The sequence below is a fragment of the Pirellulales bacterium genome, assembly GCA_033762255.1.
Lineage (GTDB): Bacteria > Planctomycetota > Planctomycetia > Pirellulales > JALHPA01 > JANRLT01.
Window position 1 is genome coordinate 48846 of record JANRLT010000001.1, and the last position, 23777, is coordinate 72622.

Below are 23777 nucleotides of genomic sequence, written 5' to 3' on the forward strand. Positions count from 1 at the left end.
AACAGCAGCATGCCGCCTTTAAATAACAAACGCGGTTGTAAAGCTCGACGGGAAGATTTCATCACTGCTGATAACCCTTGTGATTCAAACAAATCGTTGTGGCGGCAACTGAGCCAACCTCACAAAACTATAAACGGCAATGATTTATGATAAATAACCATTCTGCCAGTGGTCAAATTGCGGTTTTCCAGAGCTTTCCATCTCCCCTTGCAAAAGGGAACATGGATCCCTTTTGGTAAGGTAAAACGAGCGGGCCAGCGAAAGGACCCAAATTCTTAATTCCGCAAAAGACCGGATGACCGACCACAAATTGCCCCCCCATTTTGCCTGGGCAACTCACTTTCAAAAGCTAGCCTAGCCGGTTCATACTGAGATATTCGCAAAAAATGGGGGCCTTATTGCATTTGACGCGCGGCGGAAGCTCTGTATTTGGTCAAACTAAAATATTTTTAAGAAAATTCGCATTCTGAGCAAAAACGACGTTTGCATGCTAGAAAATCCCTCTAAGGCATGCCGCAAAAAAGAACATGTGTTGCAAAAAGGCACACACAAAATGCAACAGGCGAGCCAAAATACTGGGGGGGTATTTTGGCTCGCCTTGTTGTGGTGCGAAAACCACGGTGCTTGGCTTGTTCTCCGAGGGCTTTTGGACTGTTAATCCCAGTACCCACAAGCAAAACACTGGTTTTCGAAAGCTAAAACTGCGCCTCTCAACTCAACCGGCCCATGTAACAGAGTCGTTTGCCTCTTCTCTGTGCTGGCCCCAATCGAGTTGAACTAATTAATTGCAAAAGCCGTGCCAAACTCATATTGTGCTGGTTTAGCTTCTTGTCTGACAGGCTTTCTTGGCGTTTGGTGGTTATTTTTTTGCGGTTTAACGCAAAACGGATTTAATAGTCTACTTGCTCTGTGTTCATACCAAGAACCATGGTCAACAACTTGCCACGCCTTATCAGCAGTTACAAAAAGTTTTAAGATGTGGGTGAACTTTAGGCACGCCTGTATCTTCGTAGGGGCGGGGCGCGGCTCACCCGCGCTAGACGGAATCCTCTTACATCATCATCTTTTTCATTTATTTTTATGTCTACCCGCGGTGCCGCGTTTGCCGGGCTGTCCGTGGCGATCACCACTCCCTTTCGCAATGGGGAAGTCGATTACGCCACCCTCAGAACTCAAATTGATTTTCAGATTGCCGCCGGGGTGAATTGCCTGGTGCCGGTGGGCACCACCGGCGAGTCCCCCACGGTCTCGCACGAAGAGCACGAGCGCGTCATCGCAGAAGTGATTCAACATGCCGCGGGACGGGTCAAGGTCATGCCCGGCACCGGCTCCAATAGCACCCGGGAGGCGCTGCGGCTGACGAAATGGGCGGCCAAACAAGGGGCCGACGCCGCCCTCATTGTGGCTCCCTATTATAATAAACCGACCCAAGAGGGATTTTACCAACATTTTCGGGCATTGGCGGAAGAGACCGCGCTCCCGCTGTGCGTGTATAACATTCCGGGACGGACGGGCAAGAATATCGAGCCGGAAACCATCGCCCGCATGGCCGAAAGCAAGAATATACAAATGGTCAAGGAAGCGACCGGCTCCCTGGACCAAGCGTCGCAAATCGCCGCACTGACCGATTTAACCCTGCTGAGCGGTGATGACAGTCTGACACTCCCGCTGCTCAGCATTGGCGGGGAGGGAGTGATCAGTGTCGTGGGCAATATCGTCCCCGGAGATATGCTCAAACTGCTGGCGGCCTGGCAAGCGGGCAATGTGACCTCGGCGCGCGAATGGCACCGCAAACTGTTTTTTCTTTGCCGCGATCTGCTGGGCCTGGCCACGAATCCCATTCCCATCAAAGCGGCGATGAAGCTGCTCGGCCGGGATACGGGGGAATTGCGACTGCCAATGACCCCGCTGGATTCGGCGACCGAGGGAAAATTGCGTCTGACCCTGGCGCAGTACGGCCTCCTCTAAACCACTTGCGATCCGGGTTTGCAATCACTTTGTTCGCCGCGTTATACCACACCAGCGCCCCCCAACTTTTGCCGTTCAATTCCCCGCATGCAACCCGATCCCGTTGATTTGCATAAGCTGCAGCAAGCGATTTTGGACTCTGCCAGTTATTTGCGCGTGGATCAGGATTTGGGTTTTTTGCAACGACAGGACATGCGGGCGGTGCGGTTTCAATTGGAATTGCTCAAGCCGGAAGTCGCCTTTAAGGAACAGCGCATCCGGTCGACCATCGTGGTGTTTGGAGGAACGCAAATTATCGAACAATCCGCGGCGGAGCAGCGCGTGGCCGCGCTGGAAACTTCCCTGGCCGCCGATCCTGAAAATCCGCAGCTGTTGCGGCGAGTGGCGCGGGCCCGGCGGCAACTGGGCAATGCGCATTACTATGACGAGGCGCGGCGGTTTAGCCGGTTGGTGTCCGGAACGTGCCAGGTTGACGGAACATGCGATTATGTGGTGGTGACTGGCGGCGGGCCGGGCATCATGGAGGCGGCCAATCGCGGCGCGCACGACGTGGGAGCCAAGTCCGTCGGACTAAACATAACCCTGCCCGAGGAACAGGCCCCCAATCCCTACATTACGCCGGAGCTCTGCTTTCAATTTCAGTACTTTGCCATTCGCAAGTTTCATTTTTTGCTCCGGGCCAAGGCGCTGGTCACTTTTCCCGGCGGATACGGCACGTTGGATGAACTGACCGACGCCTTGACCTTGCGGCAAGTCCGGCGGATGCAGGCGATTCCGATCATCCTTTACGGCACGGAATACTGGAAAAACGTGATCGATTTTCAGTATTTGGCGGATGAGGGGGTCATTGCCGACGAGCATTTGGACCTGATTAGCTACGCCGACAACCCCGAGCAGGCGTGGCAACAGATTTTGGACTTTCACAAGCCGGAAAATCAGTATTGGCCGACGGTGAGCTAGGGTGGGGTGCTTTAGTCAAGGCGAAGTTTGAACTAAATGATGTCTCGCGCTGGATCCGCATCTTCTGCTGGCAATAGTACCGTGGGCCAACGGCCCTGGCTGTCGCAGGTTGGGCCGTTGGCCCACAGTCTAAGACTCAATAGACACTCTACTGAAACGCTTTTTGCCATTATTTGATTCGTTGGATCAGCTAAAAGTGGATGGGACTTTCTATACAGCTCCCCCCTACTCCGCCATTTCATTTAATAACTCCAGCGCCGCGGCCACCAGCTTTTCTCCACAACCAGGCACTAATGGACAGGTTGTCGGCTCGTAATTTCCCTCCTGGAACGCCCGCCGCGTCGGCACGTAATAATCCACATCGTTGGTAAGGCTAATCACAATCGTATTTTTAAAGGGGGAACCCGCCTTGATCGCAATGCCCAATTCCACAAAGACTTCGTGCGGCAAGGTGACGATCGCCGTGTCCCGATCCAGCCGAATCGCCTGGACTTCCTTGGGGACATTTTCACCATAATCCCGCCAATGCGCGATTTGAAACATTTTGCGGTAGGCATCCACGACTGTCAAAAACGGCTTGCCATTGCGATCAAGGGTATTAATGATATTTTCCGCCTCCATGCGTTCCACCTCGGTAATCGGGAGGACCGGCACGGTGATTGTCTTGCTTTTCATCGCTAACAGATCCGGCGCGACGGATCGGGCAAAAGGGACCGCCTGGCCGATCGTTTTTGCCAGTGTTTGCCCCACGGAGGCGTGATAGTTTTCTTGGCGGTCGCGTCCCTCGCGGACATCCAGATGATTGACATCCCCCGCGCACCCCTGCCCAAAGATCGAGATAAACTCCGGCGACTGCAATTGTTCGCGTAGGCCTATCTGCAAATGCCCGGGATAGCACGCTCCAAATTGCGGACCGCCATAAATGGCCGTGTGCATGGCAAAGACCGTCAATCCGCCCAAGGGTTTATCATTGACATCCCGCACCAACACAAACGGCAGGTCGGGATCCACCGGGCCTAATGGGCGCAAAATGTCGGGATTAAAATGACCCGAATTCCAACCCGTGCTCCCATCCTTCATCAAAAAGCGGCGATTGTACGCCATGTTCAATTGCTGCGGCACCGATAACGACAGCTTTACCGGCTGCAAAGAGGCATTGGCCCGCGCGATCAGGTCCACCCAGGTGTCGCGCAGTTTGGCCGGATAATCAAACGGTTCGCGCGGGTCGGTGCCATTGTGCTCGGCCAGCGCCCGCGCGTGCAGGGCCTCGCGCAGGGGGCCGTAATACTCTGGCCCGCCATGCGTGTGGGTGGCGGTGATGGCGATATGTTCCGCGGGAATGCCGGTCTTTTCAGCGGCTAATTTGCGGGTAGCGGCGGTCAAATCGCGCGGGACCGAGGTCAAATCATTGCCAATGATGACAATTTTTGTTTTTCCCTGGGCCAAGACCAACACTTTAGCATAGAGCGGGTCGGTCACGCCCGTACTGATCAGTTCGGTGTAATTGCCGGCCCGTCGCCAACCCACGGGAGGAGTGATATCCGCCGTGGCAAAGCCGGCCTGAAATTCGGCGGCGGATGAGTTCACTGTCCAAGCCAAAGCACCATACCAAAACAGCAGGAAAATTTGCAAAAAGCGTACCATAAATAATAATGATGGAAACGAAGAGTGTATTAAGAATGAAATAATAGAGTCACTGCTTGTCAATTCAATCTAGCAGCAACAAATGGGAAATGCGAATGCTATCAAATTGTTAATTTAAAACAGATGAATCAGGCCTTTGGCCAGCGGAATTGGTTAATAATTCAAAAATTTACAAAGCCAATAAGTACAATAATCTTCCGACGAAAGTCATCACTGGTGCATGACTACTTTTGAAAACATCAGCAATATGCCCTACACCATGAGTGGCCACCTATTGCGCCAACACCTCCCGCACAAAGTCCACTTGCGGCTTGCCTCCCCCCTTAATCGCCGACCCTTTCATAAACTCCGACACATACCGCAGCCGCTCCTTGGGCCGGTCCGGATCATTAAAGTTATCCCCTTTTTGCAAAATCGGGCGATGTTCCGGAATCCCGCCGAACGCCCGCGACCCCGCCGCCTGGCATGGATACCAATTTCCCTTTCCTGCGGCGTCCTCCAAATAAAACTCGGGATAGCAATGTCCCGGCACCCAGACCGTGCGGGCGGGAATTTTTTGCAATCGGCATAGGGCGATAAAGAGTGACGTCAGTTCCTCGCAGTCGCCGGTGCCGTCCCGTACCGCCTTGGCCGCTCCCTTGATCGGGCCTTCCTTGTATTGCACCTTATCGCGCGTCAAATCATAGATCGCTTCCACCCGGGCCCAACCGGTCGCCTCGGCGGGGAGTTCCTTAGTCAATTTGATAATCTCCCGGTCGCCCAATTCAATCAGCGGACTGGTGCCAAGGTATTTTTTTAACTCATTGCTAGGCTTGGGGGGTATCTTTAGCTCGTCAGTCTTTTCTGGCGGTACCAGTGAATGCCGCTCGATTTCATAGATCGTATAGGCCTCGGCGATTTCGTTGGCCTTGAGACTGGGGATGGTGATCACCATTTGCCGCACCCCGCCAGCGATATTATTGATAAAGGTCACGTTCCGCACATTCGGCGTCGCTTTTTCCTCGACCACTTTTACTTTTTGCTCGGGCCAATCGATGGGCACCGGCGTGGTGATTCGCAACCCCGCGCAGGGACCGCCATTGGCCACGACCTTGGCCCCCACTTTGAGCCGTTGCACCAATTTTTGATCCAGCTTGGGTGCCGCGTCCGACTGCTCGGGCTTCTCCTCTTCAAATTGCGCCCGCGCGGCTACTGGAAACGCCAACGCACAACACACGACCCAAGCCAAGGGAAAAAAGTGCCAGTTTTTGATCGAGTTCATGGAACTTCCCCGAGTAGCGTTAACATATAAGTGGCCTAGAATCACAAACATCCCAACTATCCCATTTTAACAATTTACCAACCCGGGTAGCGAACGTTTTTTTGGCAAGTTGCTCTTTTAGGATCTGCTTTTTCGGCCATTAACATCCCCCAATACACATATTCCGCATAATCGCCCCGCGTTATTCGATTATTCATTCTAAAGCATTATTTGGCAAATATTTACAGAGCAACCATACTTCTTCATGGCTCTGGTTAGCCCAGTGTGCATTTTCGCCGCGGCGGTTAACAGTTATGATGCGTGACTATGAACATTTTGGTTGAACTACGAAATTCATTAGCTGCCGCGTTAGCCGACTGCGGAGGCTCCACCCCCGAGTTACTGGAAACGCTGCGCCCCGCCGGTGATCCCAAATTTGGCGATTATCAGGCCAATTGCGCCATGTCCCTGGCCAAAACACTGGGCAAATCCCCGCGTGAGGTGGCGACGCAAATTGCCGCCAGCTTGCAAAAAAATCCCAATTTTGCCGCGCTGTGCCACCCACCGGAAATAGCCGGACCGGGGTTTATCAATATCCGCCTGCGAGATGAGGTCCTGGCCCGCCACGTCGCCGCCAATCTGTCCGACCCACGCTTGGGCGTGCCGCGGGAATCCCCCGCTCGGACTTTTGTCATTGACTATTCAGGCCCAAACGTGGCCAAACCGATGCACGTGGGCCATATACGATCGACCGTGATTGGGGACGCCCTGGCGCGGACATTACGGTTTTTGGGCCATCGAGTGGTTGGCGACAATCATGTGGGGGACTGGGGAACGCAGTTTGGCATGATCTTGTACGGGTACAAGCATTTTGTGGATGCCGCGGCGCTCGAGCGGCAACCGGTGCAGGAACTGGCCCGGTTGTACAAACTGGTCCGGCAACTGGTCGATTACCATGCCGCCGTAATCAACCTGCCTAAGCAGCAAGAGGTACTGGCCCAGCGCGAGGCGGCACTTGCGCGGCAAAAAGCCGAGGTTAGTCCCGATCCAAAAACGGCGAAGCAACAAGAGAAGGCGATACGCCAGCAAAGCGAATCGCTGGCGGAACTGCGCGAGGAAGTGCGCGGCCTGCAAAAGCGGATCGCCACGGTGTCAGAATCCGCCGAGCTAAGCCAACTAGCCGCCGCGCATCCCGGCATCGGCGCCGCGGTTTTGGCCGAAACCGCCAAGCTACACGCGGGAGATGCGGAAAATGTGGCTCTCTGGCAACGCTTTTTACCCGCCTGCCGGGCCGAAATCGACCGCATTTACCAGCGGCTGAATATCCAGTTTGACACGCAGTTGGGCGAAAGTTTTTACCACGAGCGGCAAGCTCCGCTGGTTGAGGAGCTTTTGGCAAAAGGGATCGCCACGACCAGCAACGGGGCCACGGTCGTGTTTCTCGACGGATTTGACACGCCGATGCTCATTCGCAAGCAGGACGGCGCGTACCTGTACGCCACCAGCGACCTGGCAACCATTCAATACCGGCTGGACCAATATCAGCCAGAAGAAATCTTGTACGTGGTGGATCATCGGCAAAGCTTGCACTTTGAACAACTGTTTGCCGCAGCACGGCGCTGCTGGAATCTCGATCATGTGCGCTTGCGGCATATCAAATTTGGAACGGTCCTCGGCCAGGATGGCAAACCGTACAAAACCCGCGAAGGAAAGGCCGAGGGGCTGGACGCGCTGTTGGATGAGGCCATCGAGCGGGCGGCGCGGGAACTAGCCTCCCGCCGGGAACAGATCACACCCGACCCAGCCGCCGAAAGCCCAATAACCGCTCAGCAAGACGGTATTGCCCGGATCGTGGGCCTGAGCGCGGTCAAATACGCCGATTTGTGCCAGAACCGCGAAAGCGATTACCAGTTTGACTTTGACAAGATGTGCGCGTTAAAGGGAAACACCGCGGCGTACATGCAATACGCCTATGCGCGGGTAAAAAGTATATTTGAGCGCGGGGGGCGGGGGAGTTTGGACCAAGCGGGAGAGATCTTAGGTCAGGGGGAGTTACGACTGGAGCATCCGGCGGAACGGGCGCTGGCCTTGGCGGCTTTGCGCTTTCCCGAGGCGATCGCACTGGTGCTGGCGGACTATCGCCCCCACCAGCTCACAACGTATTTGTTTGAACTGGCTAATCAGTTTAGCGCGTTTTATGAGGTTTGCCCCGTGCTGCAGGCGGACACGCCGACGCAACTGGCGACGCGACTAGCGCTGTGCGCCTTAACGGCGCGGGTGCTGCGCCAGGGGTTGGAATTATTGGGGATCGAAGTGGTGGAACGGATGTGAGGAGGATTGAGTGCTTTTATTGTAAAGTAATTACTGTTATTTTTCCCGGCGGACAGACTTTTGATCAGCGATGATCGAAGGAAAACGAAAGACTCGCTCTCGTACCCTAAAAATCGCTGGTTTACGCGGGATTTTAGTCCACTTTTTTCCAGTGGGATGGCTTATCTTGGCCTCTCAAATCTGGTATCTTATGGTGTGATTTTTGACTTGTGAAAAATTCCGCCAAACGCGCATTTTTCACGGTTTTGCCTCATTCCGGAGAGGGGGGGCCAAGTGCGTGCGGCGATGCGACTTCGCCGGGATGACTTGTGCCGTGCGCCCTCCCCCGCTGGGTAACAATTTACGCCTCTGGATTTTGTCATTTTGCCCGAGTGGAGCGTCGTGTGGACGGAGTTGTGACGATAGCCCCCGTGCCTGTGCTCGATATTCCCGGCCCCTGGCCGCGGAATGAGGGGCACACGGAATGGCCATCCACGATTTCCCTGGATACCCCAGCGCCTTCCCCTCCCCACTCCCGTGGCAATTCACGACATTCACCCAGCAGCCCCAAGCGCCCTGCGGATTCCTCCCCACCACAAAATCCTCCCCCATCACAGACCACGAATTTTTCCCCACCTCGGGGAACACAAAGCTTTGCTGCCGGAGTGGAAAATCGCCTTGCCACGGAGGCGCTCCAAACCCTTGCCGGGGAATTAGGCACCTTTTATAACCCGCTTGTGCTGTTAGGCCCCCCCGGTTCGGGAAAAACCCATTTGGCCCGGGGATTGGCCGATATTTGGCGCAATAAATTAGCCAATCCCGCCCAAGTTATTTGTTTAACCGGTGCTGATTTTGCCCAATGTGTCACCCAGGCACATGAACGCCAACAGGTTCGGCCTTTTCAAGAACGGATCCGCCAAGCTGTTTTGTTGGTGGTGGATGACGTTACGCAATTGGCGGGAAAGCGGACCGCCTGGGTGGAATTGCAAGCCGCCCTGGACGACTTGGTGGCCAGCGGGTCGCAGGTGGCACTGACATCACGCCTACCACTTGAACGGATCAATGGCCTGGGGGAGGCGCTCTTGGCCCGTTTACAAGGTGGTCTAACCGTACAACTGCAACTGCCGGATGTTGCCAGCCGCGCGTTATTGTGGGAGCGTTATTTGGGATTATGGGGAGTGGATCTGGCCCCGGGCGTTGTTCCTTATTTGGCGCAGCGTCCCAATATTACCGCGACCGAGATTTTTTGCCAGGCGGAGCGAATTGCCTCCCTCGCCCCCCAAAATTCCCTTTTGACCCCGGCCGAGGTCCGCCGACTTTTGCCCGGAGGAAAATCCCCCCTGCGGCCTAACATGCGGACTATAACAAATTTATGCGCGAAATATTTTGGCTTTAAAGCCCCCGATTTATTAAGCCCCTCGCGGCGACGGGCCGTGGTCAACGCCCGAAATTTGGCCATGTATCTGGCCCGCAGCCTTAGCGAAGTCAGCCTCGAGCAACTGGGGCGCCATTTTGGGGGGCGGGACCATACGACGGTTTTGCACGGTATTCGCACTATCGAACAACGTTTACGCACCGATCCTGATTTACGCCAAGCACACGAAGAACTTCGTAAAATGCTGGCTACCGCCGATTAAAGAGGAGTTTGGCAGCGGCACTATTTATGTCACTGCTGTATTGGACCTACACATGACTACAACCAGCCTGGCCCTTGATTGGGGAAAAACTGTTTTCATGTTGTCAATCAGCACGACCAGCCAACAACCACATCGCATACATACCCGCTCCTTGCGTGGACCAAAGATAATCCAACTGCCGTCAAACAACCGCGGAACATGCCAACGACAATTTTTCCACTGAGCCCAGGTCCCTCCAAAATAAACTTTTCCCCCGGTTAATCACATTTTTTTAGTCATGCCACCCAACCCTGGGCCTGTGTCACGTGACCTTGTATTACTACTGCTAATTTTTAACTATTTATTAAAAGAACAGAGCAACCAACCACGTCCGCACAAGTTCCTCCCCCGCAACTCCCCTTGGCTTGGACAAGAATGTTGCCTCTGGGAGATTTATCACCTTCGACCGGCTATATCACATTTAGCTGTATCACTTTAATCAGGGAAAGTTTACCACCAGCATGAAACTCAAGTTACCCCGCAGTGAATTTGCCAACGCGTTCGCCATTGCGGCCCAGGTTGCGCCGGTGCGCAGTCCCAAGCCAATTTTACAGAATGTAAAATTCATCGCCCGGGTCGATGGGGGGGAGCTTTTGGCCACTGACCTGGAAGTGGGCGTGCGGATTCGGGTTTCGGGCCTGACCGTGGACCAGCCGGGCGAGACCGTCCTGCCGATCGCCCGCTTTCGCAATGTTTTGGCGGACAGCCATGACGATGAGTTGGAATTATCCGTCACGGACTCGGGCGCGCTGGTCAAGGGAAAATCCTCCCGGATCAAGTTGGCCACCGAAAGCGTGGCTGAGTTTCCCTCTATCGCCGACTTTGCCGAATCCCGCTACCACCAAGTCCCCTGCCGCGTCATGCGCGAGCTTATTCGCCGCACCGTCTACGCCACCGATAACGAAAGCAGTCGCTACGCCCTGGGGGGGGTATTATTGGAACTAACCGCCGAAAAGGTCACCGCGGTCGGGACCGATGGCCGCCGCCTGGCCAAAATGGAAGGGCCCGCCAGCGCCGTGGGCGAACAGCCCGCTTCCGATCAGCCCACCATTGTTCCCACGCGGGCCTTGCAAGTGATCGAACGGGCCATCGGGGACGAAGGAGACATTAAACTCGCCGCGCGGGGAAATGACCTTGTGGTGTGCAGTGAAAAAATAACGTTGATCACCCGGTTGGTCGAGGGGCGTTTTCCCCGCTGGCGCGACGTCTTTCCCCATCGACCCTCGGCCCCGCGGATAGAGCTTCCCGCCGGCGCATTGGCCGATTCCGTCAAGCAAGCGGCGATTGTGACTAGCGATGAAAGCCGCGGCGTCAGCTTTCGCTTTACCGAAGGCAAGCTCTCGCTTCAGGCCAGTACCGCCCAAGTCGGCGAAGCCGACGTTGAACAGGTGATTTCCTATTCTGGCCCGGAATTAAAAATTTCGTTGGATCCCCGGTACGTGCTGGATTTTTTAAAGGTACTTCCCGTGGAACAGATTGTCACCTTTGAATTGGCCGAAGGGGTCGGTCCCGCTGTTCTCTTTAGCGATGACGGTCGTTATTCATACGTGGTCATGCCACTCAATCGCGACCGCTAATGTGAATTTTTTTGTTCCCTAGCCCCGACCTATTGTCAGGTAAAATTTTTCCCCCGTCCTCCATGGCCCAACCGCAAAAGATCAGCGAAATTTTGGCCCAGGTGATTGCCCGCCACGGCTATGCCCGCCAATCCGCCGCGGCCGTCGAAGCGGAGGTTTGGGCGCGGATAGCGGGGCGGTGGTCGGGTCAAACCCGCGTGGGTGAGCTTAAACGGGGGGTGTTGGAGATTTTTGCCGCCAGTAATGTCGCGATCATGGAGCTAGGCTTTGAAAAGTCGCGGTTATTGGCGGAGTTGGCCGCGGCGCTTCCCCAGGCCAAACTGAAGGATTTGCGGTTCAAGGTGGAGCCGCGCAAATAAGATTTTTAGGTGGACGATTTAGCTATCACGGACGATGGGGAAATCCCCGGAGTTGAGATTCATTTTTATAGAAAAACTTGCATGACCGCAGAGAACACGCCCGATCCCGTACCGCAGTCCCTTCCGTCCGCTCAGTCGGGCGAATACGGCGCGGACCAAATGAAGCACCTGAGCGACTTAGAGCATGTCCGCGCCCGCGCGGGGATGTACATTGGCGATACCAGCGTCCGGGGGATGCACCACCTGGTATACGAGGCGGTGGATAACGCCATTGACGAAGCCATGGCCGGCCATGCCAAGGAAGTCCTGGTCACCATCCATGTCGATGGCAGCGTCAGCGTATCCGATGACGGCCGCGGCATCCCCGTCGAGACGCATCCCGGCCTGAGCAAAGAACTGGGCCGCGAGGTCAGCACGCTGGAAGGGGTGATGACTGTGCTAAAGTTTGGCGGCAAGTTCGACAAGCAAGCCTACAAAACCAGCGGCGGCCTGCACGGCATCGGCGTAAAAACCGTCACCTTTCTGAGCGAATGGTGCCAGGCGGAGGTCCGCCGCGATGGCCACGTCTATCAGCAAGAGTACACCCGTGGCAAGCCCACGACCGACGTCCGCCGCATTGGCAAGGCGACCGGCACCGGGACCAAAATCACGTTCAAGCCCGATCCCGAAGTCTTTCACAATATCAAGTACGAATACAACATTCTTTACAATCGCCTGCAGCAATTGGCGTTTCTCAATCGCGGGGTAAAAATCACCCTGACCGATGAGCGCTCCAAGGAACAAGAAAGCTTTTTGTATTTGCGCGGCATTGTGGAATACGTCGAATTTCTCAACCGCGCGAGCGACGCCCTGCACGCCGAGCCGATCTCGATCTTTCGGGAACAAGACGATGTCGAGGTCGAAGTCGCCCTGCAGTACACCAACGAATACACGGAAAATGTGCACAGCTTTGTCAATAACATCAACACGATCGAAGGGGGGACGCATTTGGTCGGTTTTCGCACGGCCCTGACCCGCACGATCAACGCCTATGGCAAAAAGAACGAACTGTTCAAGGATATCACCCCCACCGGGGAGGATATTCGCGAGGGTCTGACAGCCGTCGTCAGTGTCCGCGTCCCCGAGCCGAAGTTTGAATCCCAAACCAAGGTCAAACTGAACAATGGCGAAGTCGAAGGGATCGTCAACACGGTCGTCGGCGAAATTCTGGCCAAGTTCCTGGAGGAATACCCCAAAGTCGCCAAGCTGATCGTGCAAAAGGGAATCATCGCCGCCGAAGCGCGCGAAGCGGCCCGCAAGGCCAAGCAACTCCTTCGCGACCGCAAGGGAGTCCTCAGCGGCGGCAGCCTCCCCGGCAAACTGCGGGACTGCACCAGTCGCGTGGTCGAACGCTGCGAACTATACCTGGTCGAGGGGGATTCCGCCGGCGGATCGGCGGAAGGGGGGCGGTTGCGGGATTTTCAGGCCATACTGCCCCTCCGCGGTAAAATCATCAACGCCTACAAATCCCGCGAGGATAAAGTCCTGGCCAATGAGGAAGTCCGCAGCATGATCGCCGCCATCGGCACCGGCATCGGCGACGACGCCGACCTATCGCGCCGCCGCTACAACAAAATTGTCATCATGACCGACGCCGACATCGACGGCTCGCACATTCGCACGCTGCTCTTGACATTCTTTTACAGGCAAATGTACCACCTGGTTGCCGGCGGACACGTGTACGTCGCCCAACCCCCCCTCTTTCGCGTTCGCGGCAAAAAAGAAACCTACTACATCCAAACCAACGAGGAAATGAAAACCCGCCTGCTCGACCTGGGCCTGGGGGACTGTTCCTTTCAGCCGGGGGATGGGCGGCAAATCACCGGCGCCGACCTGCGTAAACTATGTGAACTATTAGCCGGGGTGGAGGATGCCTTGATCGCGCTGGAACGCCGGGGTATTAGCCTGCGGGCCCACGCGCAGCGGCTGCGGGATGGCAAATTGCCGATCTACCATTTGTACCTGGGCAAACAGGAACATTGGTTTTATCAGCGGAACGAGCTGGACGAATTTGTGGCCGCCCAAGAGGCGCAATTGGGCAAGGAACTGGCCGTGACCGAAAACGCCCCCGCCGAGCCGGGCCCCGGGGGAGAACAGCCTAATACCACGGGGGACGGGGGGGGACAAACTGGAAGTGCGGCTGTCGCGGAAACAAATGGCGCGGGACCGGCCGTCCCCCCCGTGAACGGAACGACCGAAACCAACGGCAAGTCCAATGGCGAGGTCAAAGGGGCCTCCACGCTGCATATCGTCGATCTGCACGAGGTGCGGGCCATCAACGCCGCCCTGGCGGAGCTGCGCACGGCCGGGTTTGACATTCAGGCGCTCATCCCGCAGGAACGGACCGGCCGGGAGGAACCCCGATATGTCCTGCAACGGGGCGAACAGCAAAGCGGGATCGAGGACCTGCGGGGACTATTGGCGGCGGTGCGGGCGGCCGGCGAAAAAGGCCTGACGATTACCCGCTTTAAGGGCTTAGGCGAAATGAACGCCGAGGAATTGCGTGAAACCACGCTCGATCCGCAGAACCGCACCCTGTTAAAGGTCAGCATGGAGGACGCCGGCGCGGCGGATTCGCTGTTCCGCGTGCTGATGGGGGACAAGGTCGAACCCCGCCGCGAATTCATCGAAAAGCATGCGCTCGAGGTCAAGAATTTGGACGTGTAGCAGGCGAACTGGATTTTTTGTTGCTGGTATTTGGTTAGCCGCGACGCGTAGCGGAGCGCTTGACTGACGGTAAATACCGCTTGGGTGGCAGGGGCATAACTTGTTATGCTCACGGTAGTACGGATTTGTTTTCCCTCATCCCTCCCCCCGCGACCCTCGTCTCGCGACCCTATTCCCGTTCCCTGTTCCCTATTCCCCGATTGCCCTTCCGCCGATGCCATCGGCGGCTATGTTTCCCGCGACCCTCGTCTCGCGACCCCCCTCCCCTCCCCACGCCCATGCCTACTCCTGGCGAAATTATTGAACAATTGATGGCCACCATCGAGGCACGGCGGGCCAATCCGCCGGCCAAGTCGTACACGACCAGTCTGTTTCAAGCCGGGGTCCCCAAGATCTGCGCGAAAATCACGGAAGAGTCCGCCGAAGTGGTCGAGGCGGCCAGCGAGCCGGGTGACGCCGGCCGCGCGCATTTGATTTACGAATCGGTCGATTTGCTCTACCATCTGTTTGTGCTTTGGGGGCATCAGGGGATTCGCCTGGAAGAAGTCACGGCCGAAATGGCCCGGCGGTTTGGCGTCTCGGGCCTGGACGAAAAAGCCGCCCGGGGTGGGTAAGCAGTGGGGGTTGAACAATTACTACTGATCATCATCGCTTGGGAACAGGAAGAAATTTAGTCTAGCAGAAGCGCAAAAGGTTGCGTGATTTGCTGCTTTGATTGTTTCTATGGCAATAGTTACTGTACTAACAGACTCGAGTATGAGTGGCGAAGCAACACCTTTTTTTGTTACTCTCGACTTTACTCGCATTACTGAGTCATCATCTTGATTTTTCAAGTTCGTCAGCCAATTTGAATGCATTAATTGATTGCGTCGTTCCTCCGAAGCTGTACACATCTTAGCCGCGTTGATAAAATCAGCCGTTATTTGTCTTGTTTCCTCATTATCTTCCTTGAGTCGCGAATAAGGAAGTTGGTTACCTTGAAGAATGATCGGAATTTTTGCAAAAAGCTTTACCAGTGTGGCGAATGGAAGCTCGAATAGCACTGCCATTGTTAAAGGTGGTGGCACGTCTTTAATTCCAGGATGCAGGAAGCGTCCGATGGCAAAAACGAGCGTTGACTCAAGGGCTTGAAATTGCACCATGAGTTGTCCCAGGGTTGTGGCTAGACTATCGGGAAATGAGAGAAGTTCAAATTTGGGATTTGCGTTGATGTCATTATTCGTTTGCATAGTTGTTTTATTTTCCATTAAAGCAGCCATTGATTCCGATCCCGGATGGCCACTCGCCTTTAAACCGGAGATTACGCTGATTTGATTTTGTGTTGTCTGGTTTTGGCTGACTTTCCATTTACCAAGCATCTTCGTGATTACCATTTCCACACCAACAATACTCTGCATGATATTTTCAATGTAATCGGCCGGTGAGTCGGAGACAGCCCACGTTTCATCAAAAAGTGCTTCTTGACGATTAGTTAGCGCGTCAAGTTGAGCACGCAACCAGGTCGGATTATCCACGACGCTCAGGACACCATAAGCATGCACGACAATATAATTCCAAGTGGGCACGACTTTTCCAGTTTCCTGCTTTGTGGAGTACCACGAAGGGGAAATGTAGGAGCTGGGGCCATGAAAAATTACTAAGCTATCAATGCCTCCCGCAATTTCATGCAAGAGGGGATTGGCTCGGGCAATATGACCCTGCAAAGTGCCATAAGGTGTCGGCGACTCCGACAAATAAAGTGGAATATGATTTGCGTTTAACCCACAGAGAGAATAGTTGACTAATGTGGCTAAGGGGTATGCACGAATAAGCTGGTGCATAACTTCGACTCGCGATTCTACAAATTGTCGGGGAATATACACATTCTATCCTTTGTTTGCGAATTATCCCGTTAAGTAGTGGGGAAACCAGGCGAGTTAGGAAGCTTTAAAAACACAACGTTGTGGCAATCTTAAATAAAAAAACCACCAACTTGATTCCTGAGAAAAGCGCGACAAAGATAAATCGTGCAATTCCCATCCTTTGTCGATTAAGGGTTTGTCAGCCACCCGACCAGCTTGCGCGTGACAAATTCCGGCTTGTCCCGATGGACAAAGTGCCCCGCGCCGGGGACCGTGATCAGGGTCAAGTCGCTTTCCACCCAGTTCCACGTGTCGTTGAGCGCGCCCGGCAGGAGGTACTTGTCATCCAGTCCGTGGATCATCAGCACCGGACACTTGACCGGCGGCAATTTTGCGTCCGCCATGTATGGCTCCCGGGGATAATTGGCCTTGTAATAGTTCAACATTCCCTCCATCGAGGACCGCCGCAGGGCCTCCAGGTATTCCCGCCGCGCGGCGGGTTCTTTCACCCAAAGTACAAGCGCTTCGGGCGTGACAATCTTGGCCGCCTCCGGCTTTTGCAGTTCGCGGGCGTATTGGCTGTTTTGCCGCTGCTCGGGATTGTTGGCCAACTCGCGCGCTAGGCCGCTGGGGTGCGGCAGATTTAGGATCACCAGCCGATCGACTTTTTCGGGATGGGTCATCGCAAACGTCCAGGCGATCGCCCCGCCCCAATCATGCCCGACGAGGATCATTTTTTGCTGTTGAAAATGGGCGAGCACCGCCGCGACATCGGCGACCAGCTTGTCCATTTTGTAATTGTCGACCCCCTCGGGCTGGTCGCTTTTGTTGTATCCGCGCAAGTCCAGCGCCACGACCTGAAAGTGCTGGGCCAGCGCGGGAATCTGGTCCCGCCAGGTGTAGTGATAGTCGGGGAACCCGTGTAACAGGACCAACAAGGGACCTTTGCCGGCGGTGATGTAATGCAGCTTGACGCCGCCTGAGTCAACAAAGCCGGATGTGCCCAGGTCCGCGGCAAAGGCCTGACCCGCGCGGAATAGCAAACACAGGAGCATGGCCAAGGAAATAATTCGCATAAATCATCCCGGGGGAGGTAAGGTGTAAATAACCAATGTATACCAATAAGTGTGACCGTTAAAAATTATTAACAACAACGTATTGGTCCAGTTGGTTGCTTTAATCTACGATTCGTTGCGCTCCGGTGTTGGTAATCGAAGATACGATTGGATCCAAGAGTGATCACCGGCAAAGGCTCTTTGTACCCTCTCGGGCTCGAACACCATATACCATTGAAAGTAATTGTCGTACCACCAACCGGCTCCGATCTCTAAACAATCGTAGCTAATCACGAATTCTTCGGTTAATTCACCTGGTCGGGCATCTTCTTCCTCTACCCAGTCGTTGTGGCCATAAACTGACTCGGTATCAATGTGGACGCCGCTGATTCGTCGACTATGGCACACCTGCCAAGTGACGCGGTCCACATGAACGCATGGCCGTCCCTCAATAAACGGGATCATAGCCTGAATAGCGGCATAGAATCCTGGTGCATTTGATTGAAAGTCCACAGTATACACTCCTTGTTTCCACGTCGAAACGACTCGATCATGATTGGTTTTTAACAAATTCCAGAGTACTGAAATGGCGGCTATCTTGCGTACCACTCTATTGCTGACTGTCCAGGTTACGGTCGCACGGGGATAGAATTTTTCCCCCCTATGGTCTAGAGAGGGATTGGCTGGGGATGGATATGTATCGTGATGAAATTGTCGTTGGCTAAAAGCTTATTTGCAAAAAACTCTTGTTTCCTCATGCTCAATGAAGCGAGATAAGGACTGGAGATCAACGGTGAATGGCGGTCGTTACATTGATTTACCTGCCATTGCCGACCGACGTACGAATTGCGGTTGCCGCCATATCGCCATTGTATCCCTGCCGCTACTCACCTGTTGTTTTGGCTGTTTCTTTTGGCTGTTGCGTCGGCCATTGCTCGGGAAAATCCAGCTTGTGCCGTTCCAACAATTTTGGCACGTCATTTGGCAGGAGGTACAATTTACCGCGAATTTGCTTTGTCTCTCCCGGCTGCAGGCCCCCCAGCCGAAAGTCGCTGTGCAAGCAGGTGATGATCCCCTGGAACAGCTCTTGATACGGCTCAAACGACGCCGCCATCAGCAGTTTCTCGTCCGCCGAAAAACAGCCAATCAGCCCCGGCTGGGGGACAATAGCGCTTAGCGGACGGGGATTCACGTCGTTTTTGTCGATGCCGGGCGCCGCCCAAACCTGGCCCGGGACATAACGGCCCTCCGTCGCCCAGTCCCGCGTGGGCATGCGCGCCAAACGTCCATCCACAAAGATAAAGCACTTTTTCAGGTAATCGGTTTTGTCCAGGCCGGTAAAGTCCCCCACCCGGATGCAGGGCTGTGCCCAATGCGCAGCCGAGGTACGCTCGGTCGGATTGTGGGCGAGCAGGCGAAAATCGATTTCGTCGTCTCCGGCGCGGATTTCGTGAATCACGGTGACGCCTTCCGTCAACGTGCACTGTAGCTTGAGGGATTTGCCATCGGCGGAGGCGCTTAGCAATTTGGTGGTGTGGCCGATAACGGTGTCGTGCCAGTCGCGGTCGGTGGAGCCGGGGCGGCAGTAGGCCTCGAGATACCAGATTTTGAGTTCGCCCCCGGGGAGCGCGTCGCTACGGATGGTAAGGATGTTTTCTTGCCAAGCCAGCGTCAGGCCAGTAGGTTGGGCGGCAAAAACGGGTACACAGAAAAGAACCAACCCAATAACCCAGGCAAGGCGGTAACCGGGCCTAGTCCAATTTTGCCATGAATCATGTAACATTTTAGCACGCAGTCATTCGCCGTAATTGCCAGCCGCCGCACATCAGCGCCCCTCCGACCAAGAGCCATCCGAGACCCGGCTCGGGGATTGCCCCGTATTGCAGATGATCCACCTCCCAATCGATGCTATTGGGCATGCTAATGGTAATACTGGATACCCCAGTGGCCGATGTCACACCCAGAAAGCGATCTTCGGCGGAATTTGAAAGTGCTGTGCCATCCCCCAACGTAAATGGCCCAAAGGCGCCGAGCGGCGCGCCCATCCCATCCACAGCGGAAAATGTCACATCGCCGACACCTAGACCACCCGACACGAGATTACCCACATCCGTCCAGACGATACCCACCGCGGTGGGAAAGAGTCCCCCCAGGGAGGCGGCGTCAAAGGTAAGGGTGAGGGAGGATTGTGTTTGGCCAGAGTAGTACGATTGTCCATTGGCATCGACCGAGTCGGTAAGCGCTCCCGCCGTGGCAATAATCCAACCTGGGTTCGCCGCGACACCGGGTGTGTTGAGCGCGCCGTCATCAAAAGTTTCGAGGTGGAAATACTGGAACGGCTGCCCGGCAAACGGGCTATCGGCAAAGCCCAGATACGGCGTGGGACCAAGATACGCTGCCGACGCGGTGCCGCAAACCCCCCACCCCGCCAAGGAAACCGTTGTCAGGATGACAAGGATAAAAATACTACGCATGATTCACCCTCATTACCGAAAAAACTGTGGGGGCAATTAATGAGTAACCTTAGGTACTGGTATAGATCAATAATAACGTTAGCAAATAGATACCCAGGCCGCTAGCCCAGACAATGACGGGATATTTGCTTTTATCCCAATTCATACAAGCATACAGGGCCTGCCCCAAGATGAGAAATATGTTAAGTGGCGTAAGGAAGAACGTCGCGATAAATGTGTAAATTAGCATGGCTGGATTGGGTGATTGATTTTGGATAATCAAGCTAATATGCCCGAGGACATACAAGGCATAGGGGAGCAAGAGCAGTCCAAGCAATAATCCCTGCCAGCGCGAATGATCCTCTCCCGAGACCGCAATCAGCCAATATTGAGCCACCAGGCACAAGAAGTAACCACCCAATAACACGCAGACCAGCAAAAAATGCGAGCCGTTCGGCTGCATCGTGCGAAATTTATCGGCTTGTCCCCAGAAATCGTTCACGATGGTTGGTTCCGCCGGTTTTTCATTTTCGGGCTGGGGCGCTGGCGGGGGGACAGTACCGTTGGGCAATTCGGGATTGATCCGCGCGGCGGGGGCGGGGGGGATCGCTTTTGCGATGGTGGGGCGGGTCTTATTGACGGGAGGATTTTTTACTATGGGATTTGCGGGAGGGGGATTATTGGCCTGGGCTTGTGCCGCGGCCGCGGCCTGGGCTTGTGCCGCAGCCTGGGCTTGGCGTTCTTGTTCGGCGCGTTGGGCGGCTAATTTTTCTTCAAAGGCCTTATCCCGTGCGATCCGTTCGGCCTCGGCATTTTTCTCTCGCTGTTTTCTTTCCGTTTCAAGTTTTAGCTGCTCCGCGTTTTTCAGATCGTTGATCATTTTGACCCGCGTGGCGTACAAAGAAGGCTGGTCCTTGTCGCGCAAATTCCAAGAATACCGAAAGGGGTCCAGCGTCTTGATCAGTTCCTTTAGTTTGTCCGGTTTGTTGAGGGCCAGTAACTGGACGTGCAAATAATCGTGGTCGGCGGCGCTCAGTTTTTCAAAGGCCACCGGCACGGGCTGATCCGCTTTTTCCGGCTGGATAAAAATATCCGTGCCTTTGATGTTAATCAATTTCGCTTTGATCTGGCGGCCGTTGACATCGGTCCAGACCCGCAGGCTGTACTCGAGCAGGCGCGGCACGCCCCCCACCTTGGAAAAGTCCGCTTCCTGGACACCGTCTTCTTCCACGGCTTCAAAGGGGGATTTATCGTCTTCGGGTAATTTCAATTTGCGGGGATCAACCGGGGGAGTGGCAGTTTCACCCGCCGCCAAGGCCTGGCGGTATTTGTTAACTTGGCGCAAATAAATGTAATCGGTTTCGGACAGTTGCTTGATATGAAACGTCCCTTGCTTGCCGTTTTTGTCCTCAAAAGTCACTTTGGTGCCGTTTAGCTCGACAAACTTGGCGGAAGATTGCTGGCCCGTCGCGTCCGTCCAAATGCGGACGATTTCATCTTTGGCGGCGAGAGTGGATGTAAACCCGCTGCAAAACCAGACCAAGAGCGCCGCCCACCCTAATTGACCCAGATAACGTCGCTTTACCCTGGGTGTTAACTTGCCCTGCGCCGAGGGGGTAGATATCTGCCTAAAAAAGGAATTGCCCATAAAAAAGCCAGACTACAGAAAACCTGTTTGGGATTTATTAGTCCGCATATTGAAAATTTTAAGGGAAAAAGACCGCAATGTAGATGGCGAAGATTTAAAATATTCTAGCTATGAACAATTTTCGCTGCAAACAATTCCAGCGGCACTGGGTAAAAAATTTTTCGCAAATGCCAGTAATCCCCACACTGGATTATTAGTTTTTTGTAACGGAGGGTTCTTTTTTATGGACCTGGGTGACTCATAGAGCGATTCGCTAGCTGATGTGCCGCCGGGTGATGAGCCGGTCGTCGATAATATAATTGACAAGCCAGTTACCGCCTGGGAAAATGCGGGAGAATTTTTGTAACCGCAAAGGCTATGGCTATTGACTTTGCTTCCATTACTTTGATGCAAATTTTATCATGCTAACTTTTCTGGGTAAGTTGAATATCGCCGTGTTATTGCTATTAATTTCGGCGAGTCAGACATGGGGAGTCATCCCCCCGCATACGGTCGTGGACGGATCGGTGCGCCTGGCCGGGGTCAGCCCGGATAATCCCATCATTTACGATAACGATTGGTGGAAGGATGTGCCGGATGCGGTTTACCTATGGGCCAAGGTAAGTTTGGGCCAGGCGGACTTAAAGGGCAATATTGTCACGCGCGACATGTGGGAATGGGAAAAGGGCTATTTATACAAACCAGGGGAAGGGATGAAGGACGCCCGCGCGTTACTAAAAATGGCGCGCGATAGCGGCCTCCAACATATCCCCGATCCGATTGTTGGCGCAAACGAGGCCTTGGTCCGACCCGAAAGTGGCAAGATCGAAGAAACAAAATTCTCACGCACTCCCGGCAGCGACCTCATCGTGGCGGAGGCCAAAAAAGCAACTCCAGACAAACCACTTTTGGTATTTGTGGGAGGGACATGCACCACGGTGGCCACGGCCTATCTAACCGATCCCACCATCGCCGATCGTCTGATCGTATTTCAAATCGATGGCGGAGCTTACAACGGCACCGATGGCTGGGCGTGGAAAATCGCCGAGCAGAAGCTGCTGTTTGCTAACTGGGCACGGGGATATTTTTGGGGAGATTGGAGCCAGTGGAATCCCGAATTGTTCAAGGAGCTGCCTAATAACCCTCTGTGCGATATGTTGCGCGATTACTCGACAAGTGATCTGGGAAAAGCCAATCAGTGGGGCGACGGAGCGTGGATTTTTGCCTTGTATGAACCACGCTGCATCACCAAGGTGGAGAGCTACAATGAAACGGCCATTACCGTCCCCAAGGAAGGGACCGATGCGAAACGCATGGAAGCAGAATTTTTTGCCACCCTGAAACAAGCGGCCTTGTTTGAGAAGTCGCCCGCAAAACCAGCAAGCGGGGGTACCAAATAACAATCCATTTAACAGGCGTGGTATTCCTTTTACGCGTACCACTACCTGCCGCAGCATTCAACTTATTTTTTGCATTAATTTATCATTAATGTCAGGTGCGTGATGACCCGTTCTTTGCTTTATAGTTGCTGCCTGCTGCTTTGCTGTTGGACAATTCCCTGTTCCGCCCAAACCGTGCAACTTCCCACGTTTCGGTTTTTTGGCGTTTCCACCACGGTGGAGGTTCCAGACGGGGGCTCAGCCTCCTTGGGGGGAAACACCAGCTCCTTTCTTGGTTCGCAAACGAACGGCGTGCCACTCTTGGGCAATAATCCCGGTCTCAGCCCCCTGGCTCGGCAACGCGCAATCACACAGGGAGGAACGGCCAGTCAAATCAGTGTGACCGCGCAGATCCATGATCAAGAGGCGCTGGACACCGCGCTTTTAGGCATGCCGGTGGAAGAGTTTCGCCGGCAGGTGGCGGCGGGCAAGCAGGCAAATGTATCAGTTGGGCCGAGACCTGGGCAATTCGCGGGGCAACACGGAGCAAAGCCGGGTCAGGCGAACCGGCCTGGTCCGGTGCTCCCGCCTGGGCGGGCAAGCCTGTCAATGACCAACAATGCCGCCCCCTTGCAAAGCCTGGCGGAAATTCGCGCGCGGCAGGCAATGCCCGATCCCGCCCGGCAGGCAAAATACGAACAACATTGGGAGTTAGCCCAAGGCGCCGCGGCGCGGGGCCAGACCAAACTGGCGCTGGCGTATTATCGCGTCGCCGCAAATAACGCCAACACGCCGGAACAAGTCGCGGCGGTGAGTGCGGAAACCGCGGCGCTGACTGGCGGGACACAACCGCAAGTTGTTAGTGCCTCCAGCCCATAATCCTGTCGAGCCGCGCGTCGGGATTCTTGTGTGTATTATTCTAATTGACGAGCAAGACTTTGCATGTGTATTTATCGACGAACCAACTTAATGTCGTGTGTAG

At 54.6% G+C, this 23777-nt stretch carries 19 protein-coding genes; 11 read left to right on the forward strand and 8 right to left on the reverse strand.

Annotated elements, in window-relative coordinates; translation table 11 throughout:
* The first annotated feature begins 1080 nt into the window (after positions 1–1080).
* Both dapA and SFX18_00165 read left to right on the forward strand, forming a co-directional pair.
* Positions 1081–1968 (forward strand): 4-hydroxy-tetrahydrodipicolinate synthase, encoded by an 888-nt coding sequence (gene dapA / locus SFX18_00160; protein ID MDX1961529.1) that lies wholly within the window; start codon positions 1081–1083, stop codon positions 1966–1968.
* Between the two features lie 87 nt (positions 1969–2055).
* Positions 2056–2928 (forward strand): TIGR00730 family Rossman fold protein, encoded by an 873-nt coding sequence (locus SFX18_00165; protein MDX1961530.1) that lies wholly within the window; start codon positions 2056–2058, stop codon positions 2926–2928.
* A 225-nt stretch (positions 2929–3153) separates the two neighbouring features.
* Here the strand turns inward: SFX18_00165 and SFX18_00170 are convergent, their stop codons facing one another.
* The gene (locus SFX18_00170) at positions 3154–4572 is read right to left on the reverse strand and encodes a hypothetical protein (protein MDX1961531.1); all 1419 of its coding nucleotides are present in this window, start codon (positions 4570–4572) and stop codon (positions 3154–3156) included.
* Positions 4573–4843: 271 nt separating this feature from the next.
* Complete coding sequence (locus tag SFX18_00175) at positions 4844–5833, reverse strand: transglutaminase family protein (GenBank protein MDX1961532.1); 990 nt, start codon at positions 5831–5833, stop codon at positions 4844–4846.
* A gap of 306 nt (positions 5834–6139) precedes the next feature.
* Between SFX18_00175 and argS the strand changes: the two genes are divergently transcribed.
* From argS to SFX18_00205, 6 genes are all read left to right on the forward strand, one after another.
* The gene (gene argS / locus SFX18_00180) at positions 6140–8143 is read left to right on the forward strand and encodes an arginine--tRNA ligase (GenBank protein ID MDX1961533.1); all 2004 of its coding nucleotides are present in this window, start codon (positions 6140–6142) and stop codon (positions 8141–8143) included.
* Between the two features lie 371 nt (positions 8144–8514).
* The gene (locus tag SFX18_00185; protein ID MDX1961534.1) at positions 8515–9759 is read left to right on the forward strand and encodes a DnaA/Hda family protein; all 1245 of its coding nucleotides are present in this window, start codon (positions 8515–8517) and stop codon (positions 9757–9759) included.
* A 500-nt stretch (positions 9760–10259) separates the two neighbouring features.
* The gene (dnaN, locus tag SFX18_00190; GenBank protein ID MDX1961535.1) at positions 10260–11375 is read left to right on the forward strand and encodes a DNA polymerase III subunit beta; all 1116 of its coding nucleotides are present in this window, start codon (positions 10260–10262) and stop codon (positions 11373–11375) included.
* A 62-nt stretch (positions 11376–11437) separates the two neighbouring features.
* Positions 11438–11734, forward strand: a complete 297-nt coding sequence (locus SFX18_00195; protein ID MDX1961536.1) for a DciA family protein — start codon at positions 11438–11440, stop codon at positions 11732–11734.
* Positions 11735–11815: 81 nt separating this feature from the next.
* Positions 11816–14440 carry a DNA gyrase subunit B gene (locus tag SFX18_00200; GenBank protein ID MDX1961537.1) on the forward strand — a complete coding sequence of 875 codons (2625 nt, stop codon included), beginning with the start codon at positions 11816–11818 and terminating at the stop codon, positions 14438–14440.
* A 278-nt stretch (positions 14441–14718) separates the two neighbouring features.
* On the forward strand, positions 14719–15054 hold the full coding sequence (locus tag SFX18_00205) for a phosphoribosyl-ATP diphosphatase (protein ID MDX1961538.1): 336 nt from the start codon (positions 14719–14721) through the stop codon (positions 15052–15054).
* 21 nt (positions 15055–15075) lie between these two features.
* Here SFX18_00205 and SFX18_00210 read toward each other — a convergent pair whose 3' ends face one another.
* The 6 genes from SFX18_00210 to SFX18_00235 all read right to left on the reverse strand — a co-directional run bounded on the left by SFX18_00210 (position 15076) and on the right by SFX18_00235 (position 21332).
* Positions 15076–16302 (reverse strand): FMN-binding negative transcriptional regulator, encoded by a 1227-nt coding sequence (locus tag SFX18_00210; protein ID MDX1961539.1) that lies wholly within the window; start codon positions 16300–16302, stop codon positions 15076–15078.
* 167 nt (positions 16303–16469) lie between these two features.
* Complete coding sequence (locus SFX18_00215; GenBank protein MDX1961540.1) at positions 16470–17357, reverse strand: alpha/beta hydrolase; 888 nt, start codon at positions 17355–17357, stop codon at positions 16470–16472.
* 105 nt (positions 17358–17462) lie between these two features.
* Positions 17463–17849: a hypothetical protein gene (locus SFX18_00220; GenBank protein ID MDX1961541.1), complete on the reverse strand. Its 387-nt coding sequence runs from the start codon at positions 17847–17849 to the stop codon at positions 17463–17465.
* Between the two features lie 370 nt (positions 17850–18219).
* Positions 18220–19056, reverse strand: a complete 837-nt coding sequence (locus SFX18_00225; GenBank protein ID MDX1961542.1) for a hypothetical protein — start codon at positions 19054–19056, stop codon at positions 18220–18222.
* Between the two features lie 64 nt (positions 19057–19120).
* On the reverse strand, positions 19121–19810 hold the full coding sequence (locus SFX18_00230; GenBank protein MDX1961543.1) for a hypothetical protein: 690 nt from the start codon (positions 19808–19810) through the stop codon (positions 19121–19123).
* A 49-nt stretch (positions 19811–19859) separates the two neighbouring features.
* Complete coding sequence (locus tag SFX18_00235; protein MDX1961544.1) at positions 19860–21332, reverse strand: SHD1 domain-containing protein; 1473 nt, start codon at positions 21330–21332, stop codon at positions 19860–19862.
* 55 nt (positions 21333–21387) lie between these two features.
* On the opposite strand from SFX18_00235, the gene SFX18_00240 reads away from it, so the two are divergent.
* The 3 genes from SFX18_00240 (at position 21388) to SFX18_00250 (ending at position 23674) form a co-directional block, all read left to right on the forward strand.
* A complete protein-coding gene (locus tag SFX18_00240; protein ID MDX1961545.1) occupies positions 21388–21681 on the forward strand; it encodes a hypothetical protein in 294 nt (97 codons plus the stop codon).
* A 157-nt stretch (positions 21682–21838) separates the two neighbouring features.
* Positions 21839–22816, forward strand: coding sequence for a hypothetical protein (locus SFX18_00245; protein MDX1961546.1), 978 nt, complete (start codon positions 21839–21841; stop codon positions 22814–22816).
* A gap of 102 nt (positions 22817–22918) precedes the next feature.
* Positions 22919–23674, forward strand: a complete 756-nt coding sequence (locus tag SFX18_00250; GenBank protein MDX1961547.1) for a hypothetical protein — start codon at positions 22919–22921, stop codon at positions 23672–23674.
* Positions 23675–23777: the final 103 nt, after the last annotated feature.